This window comes from Edaphosphingomonas fennica (assembly GCF_003034225.1).
In the GTDB taxonomy this organism is placed as follows: Bacteria; Pseudomonadota; Alphaproteobacteria; order Sphingomonadales; family Sphingomonadaceae; genus Sphingomonas_E; species Sphingomonas_E fennica.
Window position 1 is genome coordinate 49168 of the sequence record NZ_PHHF01000023.1, and the last position, 17970, is coordinate 67137.

17 protein-coding genes are annotated in these 17970 nt (G+C 68.7%); 9 read left to right on the plus strand and 8 right to left on the minus strand.

The genetic code is table 11. The annotated features are described in order from the left end of the window. Positions 1-6 precede the first annotated feature (6 nt). From CV103_RS05450 to CV103_RS22790, 3 genes are all read right to left on the minus strand, one after another. Positions 7-915, minus strand: a complete 909-nt coding sequence (locus tag CV103_RS05450) for a cation diffusion facilitator family transporter (RefSeq protein WP_015459723.1) — start codon at positions 913-915, stop codon at positions 7-9. Next, positions 912-1499, minus strand: coding sequence for a pyridoxamine 5'-phosphate oxidase (pdxH, locus tag CV103_RS05455; RefSeq protein ID WP_107394222.1), 588 nt, complete (start codon positions 1497-1499; stop codon positions 912-914). Before pdxH ends, CV103_RS05450 begins: the two co-directional genes overlap by 4 nt. Positions 1500-1576: 77 nt before the next feature. Next, complete coding sequence (locus CV103_RS22790; protein WP_236626793.1) at positions 1577-2206, minus strand: PEPxxWA-CTERM sorting domain-containing protein; 630 nt, start codon at positions 2204-2206, stop codon at positions 1577-1579. Positions 2207-2447: 241 nt separating this feature from the next. Between CV103_RS22790 and CV103_RS05465 the strand changes: the two genes are divergently transcribed. The 6 genes from CV103_RS05465 (at position 2448) to aroC (ending at position 9874) form a co-directional block, all read left to right on the plus strand. After that, positions 2448-4883: a circularly permuted type 2 ATP-grasp protein gene (locus CV103_RS05465; protein WP_245896658.1), complete on the plus strand. Its 2436-nt coding sequence runs from the start codon at positions 2448-2450 to the stop codon at positions 4881-4883. After that, entirely contained in the window at positions 4883-5764 is an 882-nt protein-coding gene (locus CV103_RS05470; RefSeq protein WP_015459727.1) for a transglutaminase family protein, read from the plus strand. The genes CV103_RS05465 and CV103_RS05470 overlap by 1 nt, the downstream gene beginning before the upstream one ends. A 196-nt stretch (positions 5765-5960) precedes the next feature. Next, the gene (locus CV103_RS05475) at positions 5961-6890 is read left to right on the plus strand and encodes a DnaJ C-terminal domain-containing protein (RefSeq protein ID WP_015459728.1); all 930 of its coding nucleotides are present in this window, start codon (positions 5961-5963) and stop codon (positions 6888-6890) included. Positions 6891-6925: 35 nt separating this feature from the next. Next, a complete protein-coding gene (locus tag CV103_RS05480) occupies positions 6926-7861 on the plus strand; it encodes a YihY/virulence factor BrkB family protein (protein WP_015459729.1) in 936 nt (311 codons plus the stop codon). Between the two features lie 10 nt (positions 7862-7871). Beyond that, a complete protein-coding gene (fabI, locus tag CV103_RS05485) occupies positions 7872-8675 on the plus strand; it encodes an enoyl-ACP reductase FabI (protein ID WP_015459730.1) in 804 nt (267 codons plus the stop codon). A 128-nt stretch (positions 8676-8803) separates the two neighbouring features. Further along, complete coding sequence (gene aroC, locus CV103_RS05490) at positions 8804-9874, plus strand: chorismate synthase (protein ID WP_107394224.1); 1071 nt, start codon at positions 8804-8806, stop codon at positions 9872-9874. Positions 9875-9896: 22 nt separating this feature from the next. Here the strand turns inward: aroC and CV103_RS22335 are convergent, their stop codons facing one another. Next, on the minus strand, positions 9897-10070 hold the full coding sequence (locus CV103_RS22335; protein ID WP_170112558.1) for a hypothetical protein: 174 nt from the start codon (positions 10068-10070) through the stop codon (positions 9897-9899). A 177-nt stretch (positions 10071-10247) separates the two neighbouring features. On the opposite strand from CV103_RS22335, the gene parC reads away from it, so the two are divergent. Both parC and CV103_RS05500 read left to right on the plus strand, forming a co-directional pair. Continuing rightward, entirely contained in the window at positions 10248-12497 is a 2250-nt protein-coding gene (parC, locus tag CV103_RS05495; protein WP_107394225.1) for a DNA topoisomerase IV subunit A, read from the plus strand. Positions 12498-12577: 80 nt separating this feature from the next. Then, complete coding sequence (locus CV103_RS05500) at positions 12578-14362, plus strand: putative bifunctional diguanylate cyclase/phosphodiesterase (protein WP_084652956.1); 1785 nt, start codon at positions 12578-12580, stop codon at positions 14360-14362. Here the strand turns inward: CV103_RS05500 and CV103_RS05505 are convergent. From CV103_RS05505 to CV103_RS05520, 4 genes are read right to left on the minus strand one after another with little or no spacing between them, the layout of a single operon-like run. After that, positions 14338-15555, minus strand: a complete 1218-nt coding sequence (locus CV103_RS05505; protein ID WP_107394226.1) for a CCA tRNA nucleotidyltransferase — start codon at positions 15553-15555, stop codon at positions 14338-14340. The genes CV103_RS05500 and CV103_RS05505 overlap by 25 nt on opposite strands. Next, positions 15552-16154: a CoA pyrophosphatase gene (locus CV103_RS05510; RefSeq protein ID WP_015459735.1), complete on the minus strand. Its 603-nt coding sequence runs from the start codon at positions 16152-16154 to the stop codon at positions 15552-15554. Before CV103_RS05510 ends, CV103_RS05505 begins: the two co-directional genes overlap by 4 nt. Continuing rightward, complete coding sequence (locus CV103_RS05515) at positions 16154-16723, minus strand: DUF1285 domain-containing protein (RefSeq protein WP_107394227.1); 570 nt, start codon at positions 16721-16723, stop codon at positions 16154-16156. The genes CV103_RS05510 and CV103_RS05515 overlap by 1 nt, the downstream gene beginning before the upstream one ends. Positions 16724-16750: 27 nt before the next feature. Next, the gene (locus CV103_RS05520; RefSeq protein WP_107394228.1) at positions 16751-17275 is read right to left on the minus strand and encodes a GNAT family N-acetyltransferase; all 525 of its coding nucleotides are present in this window, start codon (positions 17273-17275) and stop codon (positions 16751-16753) included. A 257-nt stretch (positions 17276-17532) separates the two neighbouring features. Here CV103_RS05520 and CV103_RS05525 point away from each other — a divergent pair, with 257 nt between their 5' ends. Continuing rightward, on the plus strand, positions 17533-17934 hold the full coding sequence (locus tag CV103_RS05525; protein WP_015459738.1) for a dihydroneopterin aldolase: 402 nt from the start codon (positions 17533-17535) through the stop codon (positions 17932-17934). Positions 17935-17970: the final 36 nt, after the last annotated feature.

The window sequence follows — 17970 nt, forward strand, 5'->3', positions numbered from 1 at the left end:
CGCGGGTCAGCCCGCCTGGCGGTCGTCCGGTTTCCTCCGGCGGTGCGGCACCCAGCCTTCCGGGTCCGGGTGGATCAGGATTTCCACGCCCGGAAATTCCGCGCGGAGGCGATCCTCCACCTCCTCCATCACGCGATGGGCCTCGGCGATCGTCATGTCCGGGGCGACATCGGCGTGGAACTGCACGAAATCGCGCGCGCCGCTGGTGCGGGTGCGCAGATCGTGGATGCCGCGCAGCTCCGGGTGGCGGGCGGCAATCGCCAGGAATTGCGCGCGCCGCTCCTCCGGCCATTCCTTGTCCATGAGCTGGTCGATCGCGGCGACAGCCGATCCCCAGGCGCCCCATGCCAGCCACGCGGCGATCAGCACGCCGAAGGCGGGATCGGCGCCGGCGATGCCGAGATATTGATCCAGCACGAGGGCGACGATCACCGATCCGTTCAGCAGCAGATCGGACTGGTAGTGAACATTGTCCGCCCGGATCGCGATGCTGCCGGTCTGCGCCAGCACGCGCCGCTGGTAGCTGATGAGGAGGCCCGTCACGGCCAGCGCCAGCAGCGATACGCCGATGCCATATTCGGCATGGGCGCCGTGCCGCCCGTCGATCAGCCGGGTGACGGCCTGCCAGCCGATCGCGGTGGCGGAAACGGTGATGAGCGCGACCTGGAACAGGGCCGCCAGCGCTTCCGCCTTGCCGTGGCCGAAGCGATGATCGTCATCGGCCGGGACGGCGGCGACGCGCACGCCCCACAAGGTGACGAGCGAGGCGAAGAGATCGAGCCCGGTATCCGCGAGCGAGCCCAGCATCGCCACCGAATCGGTGCGCGCGGCGGCATAGCCCTTGAGGGCGAGCAGGAAGCAGGCGGTGGCGACGCTGGCGATCGCCGCCCGCTGGGCGAGCGGGATCGCCTTCACGGATAGAGCATGCCCGTGGTCCAGCCGTCGCCGGTGCGGGTATAGACCAGGCGCTCGTGCAGGCGGTGGGGCCTGTCCTGCCAGAATTCGATCCGTTCGGCCGCGACGCGGAAGCCGGACCAATGCGGCGGGCGGGGGACGTCCTGCCCTTCGAAGCGGGCGGCCATCGCTTCGTAGCGCGCCTCGAACGTCTCGCGATCGGCGAGCGGGCGGGACTGGTCCGACGCCCAGGCGCCGAGCTGCGAATCGCGGCTGCGGGTAGCGAAATAGGCGTCCCCCTCGACATCGCTGACGCGGGAGACATGGCCCTCGATGCGGATCTGGCGGCGCAGCGATTTCCAGTGGAACAGCAGCGCGGCCCTGGGGGTGGCGATCAGCTCGCCCGCCTTGCGGCTTTCGAGGTTGGTGTAGAAAACGAAGCCGCGATCGTCATGCCCCTTGAGCAGCACCATGCGGAGCGACGGCTGCCCGTCCGGCCCGACGGTGGCGACCGCCATGGCGTTGGCATCGTTGGGCTCGCTGGCGCGCGCTTCGGCGAACCAGACATCGAACAGGGCGAAGGGATCGCGGGATGGCTGCATCATGCGCCCGCCTTAATCGGAATCGGGCCGTAACGGAATGATCCTGCCCGTCCGGGCGAGGCGTTTGCGCGGATCGGCGTTCAGGCGGCCTGCGGACGGGGCCGCGCGCGCCTGATCCATCCCCCGGCGAGGCCGAAGCCCGCCACCATCATCGCCCAGCTTGCCGGTTCGGGAACGGCGCTGATGGTGTAGCTGTAGCGGACGCCGAGCATATCGGGCGCGGCATCGCCGGACGTGACCCCGATCGACCGGATCGTCCCGGTGGCGCGCCCCGCCTGGTGATGCGCGCCATAGGACATGGCGAACGATCCGCCCTTGAGGCCGGCGGCATCCACCGCCGCCGGGAAATGGCCGTCGAAGCTGCCGGGGGCGAACAAGGCGGACGCGCCGAAGATTTCGAACGTTTCGCCTTCGCCCGCCTGGAAGGAGAAATCGAGGCGATCGGCCTGCGCATAGGCCGAATGGAAGATCATTCCGATCGAGCCGAAGTCGATCGATGAAAAGCTTTCGCCCACGCCATCATCAAGCACCCAATCGGTGTCGATGTCCGCCGTCAGCGTCGCCAATCCGCGAAAAGGCACGAAGGCATTGAGATCATAATCGAAGTTTTCGCCGGAAATCGCGAAAGTGAGGTCGTAATGAAGATAGCGTGCCGCGTTCGCGGGTGCCGCCGCACAGCATAAGGCGACCAATAACAACGCTTTGCGCATCAGTCGATTCCCCCGATATTCGGCTTCCATTAACCACAATTATTACCCCGCGCCAATCCTCTCGCGCGGGCGGCTCCGCTTTTTGCCGCGCTGCCGCAAACCGGCCTTGAAACCGGGCGGTTATCCGACGATCCTGCGACGACGGTGAAGCGGCAACGGGCCTGGCGGCCGTTCGGCTGGATGCGGAGACGTGGGGACGATGGCGCAATTGCCGGGCTTGCCGACATGGGGCGAGGGATGGATGGCATCCTATCTGCCGCGCGCGACCGGCGGCGACGTGCTGCGCGGCGATGCCGGCCGGGGTGCGCGCTGGTGGCATCGCCTGCTGGAAGGCATGGCCCAGCTTGCCGACGGCAATCTGAACCAGGTGCAGGATCGCGTGGCCCGGCAGGTGGCCGAGATCGGCATGGCGTTCCGCCTGCCCGGCGAGGCGCATGAGCGGCCCTGGCCGCTTTCCGCCATGCCGTTGCTGATGGGCGAGGACGAATGGCGCGGCCTCGCGCGCGGCATCGCCCAGCGGGCGGAGCTGCTGGAAGCGATACTGGACGACATGTTCGGCGCGCAGGCCCTGTTCCGGGACGAGGCGCTGCCCGCGCTTCTCGCCGCCGGCAGCCCACATTTCTGGCGGACGATGATCGGCGTCGATCCACCGGGCGGACGGCGGCTGCATACCCTGGCGGTCGATCTCGGCCGCGGGCCGGACGGCGAGTGGCGCGTCCTGGCCGATTATGCGCGGGTGCCGGCCGGCGCCGGCTATGCGCTGGAAAACCGCATGGCGGCATCGCGGGTGATGGGGACGCTCTACACCCGGCTCAACATCGTCCGGCTCGCGCCCTTCTTCTCCGATTTTCGCGAAGGGCTGGCGGCCGCCTGCCGCCGCGCCGATCCGCGCATCGGCCTGCTGACGCCGGGGCGCTTCACCCAGAGCTATCCCGAGCAGGCCCACCTCGCGCGCTATCTGGGCTTCCTGCTGGTGGAGGGCGAGGACCTCGCCGTGCGGGAGAACCAGCTCTACGTCCGCACCATCGAGGGGCTGAAGCGGATCGACGCGCTGTGGCGGCGGATGGACACGCGCTTCATCGATCCGCTGGCCTTCGACGCGCAATCGGCGATCGGCGTTCCCGGCCTGATGGATGCAATGACGGCGGGCAACACCGTGGTGCTAAACGCGCCGGGCGCCGGCGTGATCGAATCGCCCGCGCTTTCGGCCTTCCTGCCGGCATTGGCGCGGCGGCTGACCGGCGAGCCGCTGCGCCTGCCCAATATCGCGACCTGGTGGTGCGGGCAGGATCGCGAGCGGGCCTATGTGCTCGCCCATTTCGACGACCTGCTGATCGCACCCGCCTTCGGGGGCGCGCCGCAGGGCCTGCCGGATGGGCGGCCGGTGATCGGCGGCGAGCTGGGCGGTGCGGCGCGGGCGGTGCTGATGGAAGGCATCGCCCGGCGTCCGCAGGATTATGTGGGGCAGGAACTGGTCCACCTTTCGACCATGCCGGCGCTGGCCGATGCGATGCTGGTGCCCCGCCCCTTCATCCTGCGCCTGTTCGCCGCCCGCGACGGGCATGGCGAATGGACGGTGATGCCCGGCGGCTTCGCGCGGCTGGGCCAGGAGCATGACATACGCGCCGCCGGGATCGGGGAGGGGACGCTTTCCGCCGATGTATGCGTGGTGGCGGACCGGCCGGTGGATGCGGTGACGCTGATGCCGCAAAAGGTGGCGATCCGGCGCAATCCGGGCACCTTGCCCAGCCGCGCGGCGGACAATCTGTTCTGGCTGGGCCGCTATCTGGAACGCGGCGAGGCGACCTTGCGCCTCGTGCGCGCCATGCTGGGCGGCAGCATCGACGTGGATGGCGGCGCGGCGCTGCTGCAGGGCACGATGGACCGGCTGCGAGGGCTGCTCGTCGCGTCCGGCGCGGTATCCGCCGGCGGCGACGGGGCCGCGGATGTGCGGGCGCTGGCCCTGGAGGCGCTCGACGGCGGCGGCCTCGCCTCGGTCCGCGCCCTGCTCGCCACGGTGCGGTCGATCGGCGAGGGCACGCGCGACCGGCTTTCCGCCGATGTCTGGCGGCTGATCGATACGCCGGTGCCGGCGGGCGGCGATGCCGGAGCGGCCGATATCCTGATCCGCGCCACCGCGTTGCAGGAGCGCTTCTCGGCGCTGGCCGGGCTGGCGGCGGAGAATATGGGGCGGACGGCGGCCTGGCGGTTCCACGATGTCGGCCGGCGGATCGAGCGGGGGCTGGCGGTGTGCCGGCTGCTCAGGACCTTCGCCTCGGACCAAGCCTCCTCCGACGATCTCACCACTTTATTGGACCTCACGGACAGCCAGATCAGCTATCGCGCGCGCTACATGACCGGCATGTCGCTGGCGCCGGTGCGCGACCTGGTGGCGCTCGATCCGTTCAATCCGCGATCGCTGGCCTTCCAGGTGGAGGTGATCGGCGAGCATCTGAAGGCGCTGCCGGCGCTGCGCGACGACGGCATGGCGGAGGAGCAGCAGTTGCTGGCGATCGAGCTGGGCGGGCTGGTGGCGCTGGCCAAGGCCGAGGCGCTCGGCCCCAATGCGGTGATGGCGCTGGAAAACCGGCTGCTGACCTTGTCGGACGCGATCGGGCGGCGTTATTTCCTGCAGGGCAGCGAGACGCTGCGCGCATCGGGCATGATCCTGGCGTGATGCGCTATGCCGTCACGCACCGCACGCGGTTCGGCTATGACAGCCCGGTCCGCTTCGCGCGCTGCAATTTGCGGCTGGAGCCGATCGCCTGGGACGGCCAGCAGCTCGAGACGCACAGGCTGGAGATCACGCCGCGCCCCCGTCTGTCGTCCGCGCGATCGGGGGGCTATCCGGTCAATGCGATGCGGATGGTGGTGGATCATGCCGCGAACGAGCTGGTGATCGAAAGCCGGTTCCGCATGCGGGTGGACCGGATCGCCCCGGAGCCGCGCGCCGACGATCCCGATCTGGTGACGGTGACGGCGGTGGCGCGCAATTCGGGCGATCTTTCGGCCGTGGGGCCGGCCAATTATCTTTCCGCCTCGCCGATGATCGGGCTGGAACGCGAGATCGCCGATTGGGCGGCCGCCGATCTGGCGCCGGGCCGGGGCGTGGTGGAGGCGGGCTATGCGCTCGCGCAGCGCATCCATGACGAGTTCCGATATGACGGCAGCGCGACCCTGGCCGATACCCCGCCGATCGACGCCTTCCGCGCGCGGCATGGCGTGTGCCAGGATTTCGCCCAGATCATGATCGCTGCGCTGCGCGGCCATGGCCTGCCGGCGGCCTATGTCAGCGGCTATATCCGCACCATCCCGCCGCCGGGGCAGCCCCGGCTGGTGGGGGCGGACGCCACCCATGCCTGGGTGCTGATCTGGTGCGGGCCGGGGCGCGGCTGGCTGGGCTTCGATCCCACCAACGCCTGCGGCATGGGCAGCGACCATATCGTCACCGCCATCGGCCGCGATTATGGGGACGTATCGCCGATCGACGGCATCTTCCTGGGGCAGGGCGCGCAGCAGATCGATGTTTCGGTGGATGTCGAGCCACTGGAGGAATGAAGGCGGGATGGCGCGGCAATCCGCAAGCGCGGCCGGCGGGCATCAGGGGAGGATGCCGATGCGCCGGGGACCGCGGCTTATCCGCGCAATTCGCGGCGAATATTTTTCCCTTGCGGGAACCGGACACAGCGCACATCTCCTATGTTGCATTTCAGCAACAGTTGGTGCCGGCGCGCGGCCGGCGTAACGAGTGGACATGGCGGACCTATATTCGAAGCTGGGCGTGGCCCGTGGTGCAAGCGAGGCCGAGATCAAGAAGGCCTATCGCAAGCTGGCCAAGGAACTGCATCCCGACCGCAACAAGGACAAGCCCGACGCGGCCGACAGGTTCGCGGAGGTGACGGCCGCCTACGACCTGCTTTCCGACAAGGACAAGCGCGCCCAATATGATCGCGGCGAGATAGACGAGCAGGGCAATCCGCGCGGCTTCTACGGCGGCGGTTTCGGCGGCGCCGGCACGGGCGGCGGCCATGGCGGCGGCTTTGGCGGCTTTGCCGGCGAGGGCGCGGATTTCGGCGATATCTTCGAAGGCCTGTTCGGCGGCCAGCGGGGCAGGGGCGGCGGTGGCTTCGGCGGTTTCGGCGGCGCGCGGCGCCAGCCGGCCAAGGGCGCCAACATCGCCTATCGCCTGGCCGTGCCGTTCGAGGACGCGGCCGCGCTGAAGCCCCAGCGGGTGACGCTGGCGGACGGCAAGACGATCGACGTCAAGCTGCCGGCGGGCGTGGAGAACGGCACGCAGATGCGGCTGGCCGGCAAGGGCGAGGCCGGCCCCGGCGGCGCGGGCGACGCGATCGTGACCGTGGAGATCAAGCCCCACCGCTTCTTCACCCGCGAGGGCGACGACGTGCGGCTGGACCTGCCGATCACCATCGACGAGGCGGTGCTGGGTGGCAAGGTGCGCGTGCCCACCGTCGACGGGCCGGTGATGATGAACATCCCCAAGGGATCGACATCGGGCAAGGTGCTGCGGCTGGGCGGCAAGGGCTTCACCCGCAAGGATGGATCGCGCGGCAACCAGCTCGTCACCCTGCTGGTCGATCTGCCGCTGGGCGATCCGGATCTGGAAGCCTTTATCGAGGGTTGGAAGGGGAAGGGACGCAACCCGCGACTGGCCTTGGGGGTTTGACCCCCGATAAAGCCGAATAGCGAAAGGGCGGAAACTTGCAGGATGCCTCTCCAGAATCGCCGGAAGCCCGCGCGCTGCGGCCGGCATGGGAAAGGCAGCTCGATCGCGTCCGACCCGGCACCCGCCCTTTCGAGATCGCCCGCCGGGTGATCGTGGGCGTCTATTCGGACGGGTTCATCCACGCCGGCAACCTGGCCTATCTGTCGCTGCTGGCGCTGTTCCCCTTCTTCATCATCCTCGCCGCGCTGGCCCAGATGTTGGGGCGCGAGCCCGACGTGCAGGCGGCCGTCGCCACCTTCCTGAGCACGCTGCCGCCCACGGTGGAAAATCTGCTGCGCAAGCCGATCACCGACGTGCTGGTGGCGCGCGGCACCGGATCGCTCCTCTGGCTGGGCGCGATCGTCGGCCTGTGGACGGTGGGCAGCTTCATCGAGACGATTCGCGATATCCTGCGCCGGGCCTATGGCACGCCTTATTCCAAGGCCTTCTGGCATTACCGGCTGGGATCGATCGGGATCATCATCGTTTCGGTGATCGCCACGCTGGTCGCCTTTTCCATGCAGGTGCTGCTGACGGCGGCCGAGGAGTTCGTCGGCCGGCTGCTGCCCTTCGCGGACAAGGCGATGCTGTGGATCGGCATCTCGCGCATCGCCCCGCTCGTGCTGATGGCGCTGGCGCTCTACTGGCTGATCTATTCGCTCACCCCGTCGAAGTATCGCTTCGCGCCCTGCCCCAAATGGCCGGGCGCGCTGTTCGTCACGCTCTGGTGGATCGGGGTGACGATGGCGCTGCCCCGCGTGCTGGGCCTGCTGGGCGGATATGACCTGACTTATGGCGGCCTGGCGGGCACGATCATCACCCTCTTGTTCTTCTGGCTGGTGGGATTCGGGCTGGTAATCGGCGCGAACATCAACGCGGCACTGGCGGAAACGCCCGAACCGGCGGTAAAGGGGCCTGCGTCACAAGGCTGATGGAGTTAGAATGACAGGCCTGATGGAAGGAAAGAGGGGGCTCATCATGGGCCTCGCCAACGATCGGTCGCTCGCCTGGGGCATCGCCAAGGCGCTGCGCGCGCAGGGCGCCGAGCTGGCCTTCAGCTATCAGGGCGAGGCGCTGGAGCGCCGCGTGCGCCCGCTGGCGGAAGAATTGGGATCGGATTTCCTGATCGATTGCGATGTGGGCGACATGGCCGCGCTCGACACCGCATTCGAAACGCTGGCGGCGCGCTGGCCGACGATCGATTTCGTCGTCCATGCCATCGGCTTTTCGGACAAGAACGAGCTGCGCGGCAAATATGTCGACACCAGCCTCGATAATTTCCTGCTGACGATGAACATATCGGCCTTCAGCCTCGTCGCCGTCACCAAGCGGGCGCGGCCGATGATGCCGAACGGCGGATCGATCCTGACGCTCAGCTATTACGGCGCCGAGAAGGTGGTTCCCCATTATAACGTCATGGGCGTGGCCAAGGCGGCGCTGGAAACGTCGGTGAAATATCTGGCGATGGATCTGGGGCCGGAGAATATCCGCGTCAACGCGATCTCCGCCGGGCCGATCAAGACGCTGGCGGCCTCCGGCATCGGCGATTTCCGCTACATCCTGAAGTGGAACGAGCTGAATTCGCCGCTGCGCCGCAACGTGACGATCGAGGATGTGGGCGGCGCCGGCCTCTACATGCTGTCCGACCTCGCGAGCGGCGTGACCGGCGAAATCCACCATGTCGATGCCGGTTACAACGTGATCGGCATGAAGGCCGAGGACGCGCCGGACATCGCGCTTTCGTGAAGTGCAGCCCTCTCCCTTCGGGGAGGGGGCCGGGGAGGGGGCCGGCGGGGTGGCCCATCTTCCGTTCCAACAGCGGGCGGACTTCCCCTCTCCCAACCCTCCCCCCGGAGGGGAGAGGGCTTTTGCAGATGTCGTTCAACAGCTTCGGCCGCGTTTTCCGTTTCACCACCTGGGGGGAATCCCACGGGCCGGCGCTGGGCGCGGTGGTGGACGGCTGCCCGCCGGGGCTGTCGCTCGACGAAGCCGATATCCAGCCCTGGCTCGACAAGCGCCGGCCGGGCACCTCGCGCTTCACCACGCAGCGGCAGGAGCCCGATCGGGTCCGCATCCTGTCCGGCGTGTTCGAAGGCCGCACCACCGGCACGCCGATCAGCCTGATGATCGAGAATGTGGACCAGCGGTCGAAGGATTATTCCGAGGTCGCGCTGGCCTATCGGCCGGGCCATGCCGATTATGCCTATGATGCCAAATACGGCTTCCGCGACTATCGCGGCGGCGGCCGATCCTCCGCGCGGGAAACCGCCGCGCGGGTGGCTGCCGGCGCGGTGGCGCGGGCGGTGATCCCCGAGGTCCGCATCCGCGCCTATCTGGTCGAGCTGGGCGGCGACGCCATCGATCGCGCGGCGTTCGACGATGCCGAGATCGATCGCAATCCCTTCTTCTGCCCCGATGCCGCCGCGGCGGCGCGCTGGGAGGAGATCGTCGACGGAGCGCGCAAGGCGGGATCGTCCGTGGGTGCGATCGTCGAATGCGTGGCGGATGGATTGCCGGCGGGCTGGGGCGCGCCGCTCTATGCCAAGCTGGACAGCGAGCTGGCGGCGGCCTGCATGTCGATCAATGCCGTGAAGGGCGTGGAGATCGGCGACGGCTTCGATGCCGCGCGGCTGACCGGGGAGACCAATGCCGATCCGATGCGCCCCGGCCCGGACGGCAAGCCGATTTTCCTGGCCAACCATGCCGGCGGCGTGGCGGGCGGCATTTCCACCGGCCAGCCGCTGGTGCTGCGCGTGGCGCTGAAGCCGACATCCTCGATCCTGACGCCGGTGGAGACGATCGGGCGGGACGGGCAGGCTGCGGACATCCGCACCAAGGGCCGGCACGACCCCTGCGTCGGCATCCGCGCGGCGCCGGTGGTGGAGGCGATGGTGGCGCTCGTGCTGGCCGACCAGAAGCTGCTCCACCGCGCCCAGTGCGGCTGACGGGGCGGGCGTTTCCGATCGATCAGGGGCGGCGATCGCAACACGGCGCGCCGCCCTCCTTCAGCCACGGCGCGTCGAACCAGGCGCGCTGGAGCGGCTCGAAGGGGGTGGCCGCCTGATCGAGAATGGCGGCAAGCCGCGCGGTGAGGCCGGCGTGGGCGCGCGAGCGGAGCGGCTGGGTGCAGTCACCGGACATCTTATGATCCTTTGCTGGTCGAAGGCATCCTGAAGATGGGGTTTCGCTTGAGGAAAGACCAATCAGAACAGCGGCGGTTTCCATAAGGACAGCTTATCCATAGGCCATGCCCGGCCGGATCGCGCCGGGGTGAAATGCGCCCTCGCATGAGCGGATCGGCGCTGCTATCCCTGCGCCATGACCGCATCCGCCGAGCCGCTCGACCAGATCATCGAAGCCCCGTTCGACAGCGCCCTTTCCGACCGATATCTCGTCTATGCGCTGTCCACGATCACGGCCCGTTCGCTCCCCGACGTCCGCGACGGGCTGAAGCCGGTCCATCGCCGGCTGCTGTGGGCGATGCGGCTGCTCAGGCTCGATCCGCAGGCCGCCTACAAGAAATGCGCCCGCGTCGTCGGCGACACGATCGGCAAATATCATCCGCATGGCGACCAGTCCGTCTATGACGCGATGGTGCGGCTGGCGCAGGATTTCTCGCTGCGTTATCCGCTGGTCGACGGGCAGGGCAATTTCGGCAATATCGACGGCGATAACGCCGCCGCCTACCGCTATACCGAGGCCCGGCTGGCGCCGCCTGCCATCGACCTGATGGCCGGGCTGGACGAAGGCACCGTCGATTTCCGCGCCACCTATAATGGCGAGGAGGAGGAGCCGGAGGTCTTCCCCGGCCTGTTCCCCAACCTGCTGGCCAATGGCGCGAGCGGCATCGCGGTGGGCATGGCGACATCGATCCCGTCGCATAACGTGGCCGAGCTGATCGACGCCGCGACCCTGCTGATCGACCAGCCCGACGCGCCGGACAGCGAGCTGATGCAGTTCGTGAAGGGGCCGGATTTTCCGACCGGCGGCGTGATCGTGGACGGGCCGGCGACGATCGCCGAGGCCTATCTGACCGGGCGGGGCAGCTTCCGCGTGCGGGCGCGCTGGTCGATCGAGGATCAGGGGCGCGGCACCTGGACGGCGGTGATCCACGAAATCCCCTACCAGACGCCCAAGGCCAAGCTGATCGAGGAGATCGCGGCCCTCATCAACGACAAGAAGCTGCCGATCCTGGCCGACGTCCGCGACGAATCGGACGAGGTCGTGCGCATCGTGCTGGAGCCGCGCGCCCGCACCGTCGATCCGCAGGTGCTGATGGACAGCCTGTTCCGGCTGACCGCGCTCGAATCGCGGGTGTCGCTGAACCTTAACGTCCTCGATGCCCAGCGCACGCCGCGGGTGATGAGCCTGAAGCAGGTGCTGGCCGCCTGGCTGGAGCATCAGTTCGAGGTGCTCGTCCGCCGATCACGGCATCGGCTGGCCAAGATCGACGACCGGATCGAGCTGCTCGACGGTTATCTGATCACCTATCTGAACCTCGATCGCGTGATCCAGATCATCCGCGAGGAGGACGAGCCGAAGCCCGTGCTGATGGCGGAATTCAAGCTTTCCGACCGGCAGGCCGAGGCGATCCTCAACATGCGGCTCAGGTCTCTGCGCAAGCTGGAGGAGATGGAGCTGAAGCGCGAGCGCGACGCGCTGGACGAGGAGCGCAAGGGCCTGGCCGCGCTGATCGACAGCCCGGCGCGCCAGCGCACGCGGATGAAGAAGGACCTGGCGAAGCTGCGCGAGCGCTACGGCCCGGAAACCGATATCGGCCGCCGCCGCACGCTGATCGAGGAAGCGGCGCCCGCGCGCGAGATTCCGCTGGAGGCGATGATCGAGCGCGAGCCGATCACCGTGATCCTATCCCAGCGCGGCTGGATCCGCGCGATGAAGGGGCATAGCGACCTGGGATCGGCCGACGCGCTGAAATTCAAGGAAGGGGACGGCCCGCTCTTCGCCTTCCACGCCCAGACGACGGACAAGCTGCTGCTTGCGACCGAGACCGGCCGTTTCTACACGCTGGCCGCCGACAAGCTGCCCGGCGGGCGCGGCTTCGGCGAGCCGGTGCGGCTGATGGTGGACCTGGAGAGCGAGGCGCCGCCCGTGGCGCTGCTGCCGGCAAGCGCGGGCGCGCGCCTGCTGCTGGCGTCGTCCGACGGGCGCGGCTTCCTGGGCATCACGGCGGACATCGTGGCCGAGACCCGCAAGGGCAAGCAGGTGATGAACCTGCGCCCCGGCGCGAAGCTGCGCGTCGTCCGCGCGGTGCCGGCGGACGCGGACTATATGGCCGTGATCGGCGAGAACCGGAAGCTGGTGGTGTTCCCCATCCGCGAGATGCCGGAAATGGCGCGCGGGGCGGGCGTGCAATTGCAGCGTTATCGCGACGGCGGCCTTTCCGATGCGCTGGCCTTCCGCTTCGAGGAGGGCCTGAGCTGGGCCATGGGCGGCGAGACCGGGCGGACCCGGACGGAAAGCGACATGACCCCCTGGCGCACCGCGCGGGGCGCGGGCGGGCGGATGCCGCCGATCGGCTTCCCGCGCGACAATCGCTTCGGAAGTTGATACAAGTCACGGAAATCGCGCGATAGGAAGCGTTGCGGCCTAAAGCAGAAATTAACCGTCTCGCTCTATCGCGGGAGAATATGCAGGTCGAGCCGTCTCGCAGCGAATTGGCCGTCTTCACGGACGGAGCGATGGAGCTTGCCCTGTTGCGTGACATGTCAGGCGTGGACCCAGTCGGCGAGCGGGCCGCGATCGAGCTGATCCGGCGCGCGCGGGTCGATTATCTGAACGCCCTGCCGATCGCAGCGGCGATCGTCACCCAGAAGCCGGACGGCGCGATCGAGCTGCTCGCCAACGAGCGGTTCGAGATGCTGGATTCGCTTTCCGGCATCATCCCGATCCGCCCCGGCGCGGCCGCCCCCCTGATCGAGCGCGAGCCGCTGAAGCGTGCGCTCCAGACCTTCCTGGCCGGCGACAAGCGGGGCCACGAATTCGGCTGGCAGGATGGCGACGGCGTGGGCGGGCGCCATTTCGTCGTCCGGCTGGGCCGGCTTTCCGCTTATGACGACGGCACGCGGCGCTGCGTGCTTTCGCTGATCGATCGCACCGCCGAGGTGGAGAACGAACGCAGCCTGCGCGCCGAGATGACCCATGACAGCCTGACCGGGCTGCCCAACCGGGTCGCGTTCGGCGAGGCGCTGGACGCGGTGCTGGCCTGCGACGATCCGGTGGGCCACGCCGTGCTGATCGTCGATCTCACCCGGTTCAGCCGGATCAATGAGAGCATGGGATCGATCGCCGGGGACGAGCTGATTATCACCGTCGCGCGGCGGATGGTCGCATCGTTGCGGGCGGGCGACATGCTGGCGCGGATCGGCGGCGACGAATTTGCCATCCTGCTGACCTTGACGGACGGCCCCGGCGATGCCCTGCACGCCGCGCGGCGCATCCAGGCGACGATGACCGCGCCGTTCCGCATTTCGGACCTGGAGATACGGATCGACTGCGCGATCGGCTGCGCGCTGGTGAGCGACCGGGCGGCGGGCGCGGAGGATCTGGTGCGCAACGCCCAGTTCGCGCTGAAACGGGCCAAGGCATCGGGCCGGGTGGAGGTGTATCAGCCCGGCGAGGTGAGCAAGGCGCGGCACCGCTTCAGCCTGGAGACCGAGCTGCGCCGAGCGATCGACAGCGATTCGCTGACCCTGGCCTTCCAGCCGCTGATCAACCTGCAGACCAATCGCGTCGCCGGCTTCGAGGCGCTGGCCCGCTGGGAGCATGAGGCGCTGGGGCTGATATCGCCGACCGAGTTCATCCCGGTCGCGGAAGAATCGGGGCTGATCGTGCCGCTGGGGCGCTGGGCGTTCGAAACGGCCTTGAGCACGCTCGCGCAATGGGATGCCACGCAGGGCGAGGCCGTGCCGATCCATATCGGCGTCAACGTATCCGCCATCCAGCTTGCCCGCGACGATGTTTCGAGCGCGGTGGAAGGGGCGCTCCGCCGCGCCGGGATCACCGGCGAGCGGCTGACGCTGGAGCTGACCGAAAGCTCGATCGTGCAGGACCCGGAACGGGCGACGCGCACCTTGCAGGGTTTGAAGGAACTGGATGCCAAGATCGCCATGGACGATTTCGGCACCGGCTATTCCTCGCTCGCTTATCTCCAGCGCCTGCCGATCGACATATTGAAGATCGACCGCAGCTTCGTGACGGGCATGCTGGGCGACCGCGATTCGGTGGCGATCGTGCGCGCGGTGCTGGGCCTGGCCGATGCGCTGGGCATGGATACCACCGCCGAGGGGGTGGAGACGTTCGAGCTGGCGCAGACGCTGGCGGCGCTGGGATGCAGCTGCGGCCAGGGCTTCTATTTCGCCCGCCCGCTCGCCGCCGATGAGGCGCTGGCTTATTGGCGTTCGCGCAACGCCTGATCGACCGCGGCCTGCGCCGCGCGGGTGGCCCATTCGCCATCGGGGAAACCCGCCGCCATCCAATCGCGCTCGATCGCCTGCAATGCCGCCGCCACCTGCGGGCCGGGGCGCAGGCCGAGCTTGACGAGATCGCCGCCCCTGAGCGGGAATGTCGGCCGATGCCAGCCGTCGAGCGCGGCGAGCGCGGCCGCCAGCTCGGCATCGCCCATGTCCGAAAGCAGCAGCAGATCGACCGCCGCGTCGGGATGGCGATAGGCGAGCGGGATCGGCGCCGTTTCCGGGGCGGGCGGGGCGGCGAGCAGCTCGATCCGCGCGCGCATCGCGTTGGACAGGCGCAGCCGCGATGCCACCTGCGCGGCGAGGGCTGGATCGCGCGGTAGCAGCGCAGCCAGGCGGCGCACGGGATCGGGCCGGACCCCCGATCGCGTTTCCCTGTCGATCAGCCGCGTAAGCCGGGCGACGCCTTCCTCCCCGATTTCGGGCAGCACCGGCCGGAAGATGCCGTGGGCGTGCATCAGCGCCACCGTGGGCGCGGGATCGGGAAGCGCGAGCAGCTTCAGAAGCTCGTCGGCGATGCGCTCGCGCGAAAGCGCCATCAGGTCGTTCGCGCGATCCGCGCAGGCGGCGAGACCGGGGCCGTCCGGGGCGCCGCGCCCGAAGCGGGCATGGAAGCGGAAGAAACGCAGGATGCGCAGATGATCCTCGGCGATTCGCACCAGGGGATCGCCGATGAAGCGCACATGGCCTTCGGCCAGATCCCCGACGCCGCCGAAATAATCGATCACCTCGCCGGATGACGGATCGGCGAACAGCGCGTTGATCGTGAAATCGCGGCGGGCGGCATCCTCGCGCCAATCATCGGTGAAGGCGACGGTGGCGCGGCGGCCGTCGGTGGAAACGTCGCGGCGGAGCGTCGTCACCTCGATCGTGGACCCCGGCAGGACGGCGGTGACGGTGCCGTGGGCGATGCCGGTGGGCACGGCCTTGAACCCGGCCTTGCGGACGCGGGCGATCACCTCGTCCGGCAGCAGCCGCGTCGCGCAATCGACGTCGGATACGGCAAGCCCCAGCAGCGTATCGCGCACTGCGCCGCCGACATAGCGGATGGCGCCTTCGTCCGCGCCCAGCGCGGCAAGCAGATCGACGAGGCCGGCGCCGTGGCGCCAGGCCGCATCCGGCAGCAGCGTCGTCATAGCGGATAAGCGAGCCGGCGGCCGAGATTGACGAGCATCGCGGCGGTGGCGCCCCAGATGCGGCGGTCCTGCCAGGTGATCTCGAAATAGCGGCGCTCGCGCCCCTGCCACTCCACGGCCTGCTCGATATGGTTGGACGGCTCGAGCAGATAGGCCAGCGGCACCTCGAAGATGTCGGCGACCTCGGCGGGCTGGGGGACGAGCGGCAGATCGGGCGGCACGACGCCGATCACCGGCGTCACTTCATAGCCGGTGATGGTGCGATAGCGATCGGCCGTGCCCACCACGTCCACCCGCGCGCGGGGCATGCCGATCTCCTCCTCCGCCTCGCGCAGGGCCGCGCCGACGACGCCGTCGTCCCCCGGATCGACCCGGCCGCCGGGAAAGGCGATCTGGCCGGCATGGCGGCGCATCGTTTCGGGGCGCAGGATCATCAATATCGTCGGCTCGGGCCGATCGACGAAGGGCACCAGCACGGCGGCGGGCACGATCGGCTCGCCCGCCCGCAGGGCGAAATCGCCGTCGTCATGCTCCAGCAGCACCGGCGCCAGGGCCTGCCCGTCCCGCAATGCGGCGCGGAGCCGTTCGCTCAAGGTCATCATTCGGACTCCAGCGGGAAGAAGCGGCCATTGCTCCAGAGACCGAGCGGTTCGCCCGCCTCCTCGATCGCGATGGCGGCGAGCTCATAATAGACCGGGCGCGCCACCAGCGCCTCCAGCCCGCCGCGCACGGCGAGATAGGGGTGGGGGCCATCGCCCTTGTCCTCGAAGCGCAGCGGATGGTCCTCGCCGGCGACGACGATGTCGCCGGTGTTGAGGCGGAAGGCGAGGCTGCGATCGCGCCCGGTGCCCTCGGTCTTCAGCTCCACGGCGAGGAAGGCCGCATCCTCGACATCGATGTCGAGCTTCTCGACCGGGGTGACGAGGACGTGCCGGCCATCGGGCTCGCGCCGGAGGATGCTGGCGAACAGGCGCACCATCGCTTCCCGCCCGATCGGCGATCCCTGGTGGAACCAGGTGCCGTCGCGGGCGATGCGCATGTCGCTGTGCCCGCAATGTGCCGGATTCCATTTTTCGACCGGCGGCAGCTTCCGCTCGGCCGCGAGGCGGGCGATCTCGGCGAGCGAAAGGCCGGTCAGGTCCTCTGGCGGGGGGCTCGTTTCGGGCATGGCGACCCGATTAGGCCATCCTCGCCTTCAGCGCAAAGCCGCCGCCGCCTCCTGCCGCGGCCGGAGCGTTCCGCGCTCGGGAAGAGGGGCGGGGCCACGCAGCCGCGCGAGCAGGCGGTGGCGCTCCACCGGGCCGGGCACGTCCCAGCCGCCGGTCCGGTCGGCGGAAAAGCCGAAGAAGCGCTCATAATATTCGGGGTCGCCGATCAGGACGAGCGCATCGGCATGGCCGGCATCGGCGGCCGCGAGCATCGCTTCCATCAGCATGCGGCCGATGCCGTCCTTCTGCCGATCGGGCCGCACGGCGACAGGCCCCACCAGCACCATCGGCGCGACGCGGCCATCCTCCGCCGCCAGCTCGACCGGCCAGCACTGGATCGTGCCGACCAGCTCGCCCGATTCGAAAGCCGCCAGCGACAGGGCCGGAATCTGCTCCGTCCCGCTTCGCAGCCGATAGGCGGTGCGGCCATGCCGATCGGTGCCGAAGGCGGCATCCAGCAATTGTTCGATGGCGGCGGGCGCGGCGGCGGCGATCGGAGCGAGCGTGATCAATCCTGGGGGGAGCTTTCCATGCTTCAGGTTTCGATTGCGCGCGCCCTTAGTGGTTCCGCCGCGAAAGGAAAGCGCGAATCGACTTGGGGACGATGGAGGCGATTCGCGCCGGACGCCTTTTCCACAGCGTTCGTGGAAAGGGTTGTGGATAAGCCTGTGAGGGTGACGGGACTGGCAAGCCCCGCCTTGCCCGTGCCCGACTTGCCCGATTTTCAGGCAGCGGCTACCGCGTCCCCGAACCAAGCGAGATTTCCCACATGACCACCGCACCGATCCTCGACGGACTCGTTCCGGCATCCCTCGCGCCGAAGAAACGGCGCATCTTCCTTGAGGATTTCGACCTGCCGGTCGACATCGGCTTCCACGATTTCGAGGTCGGCAATCCACAGCGCCTGCTGGTGACGGTGGAAGTGTGGATCGACGAGGCGAGCTTCGCGGCCGAGGACAATGTGTCCGCCGCGTGGAATTACGATTTCCTGCGCACCGAGATCGGCCGGCTGGCGAACAGCCGGCGGTTCAACCTGCAGGAGACGCTGGCGCGCGCCATCTACGATCTGATCGCGGCGCGCGCCGGGGTCACGGGCCTTCGGGTTTCCACGCGCAAGCCCGATATCTATGCCGATTGCGCGGCCGTCGGCGTGGAATTGTCCTCTTTTTAGGCAGCGACCTTTCGGGTTGCCTGCCAGTGCGTTGGC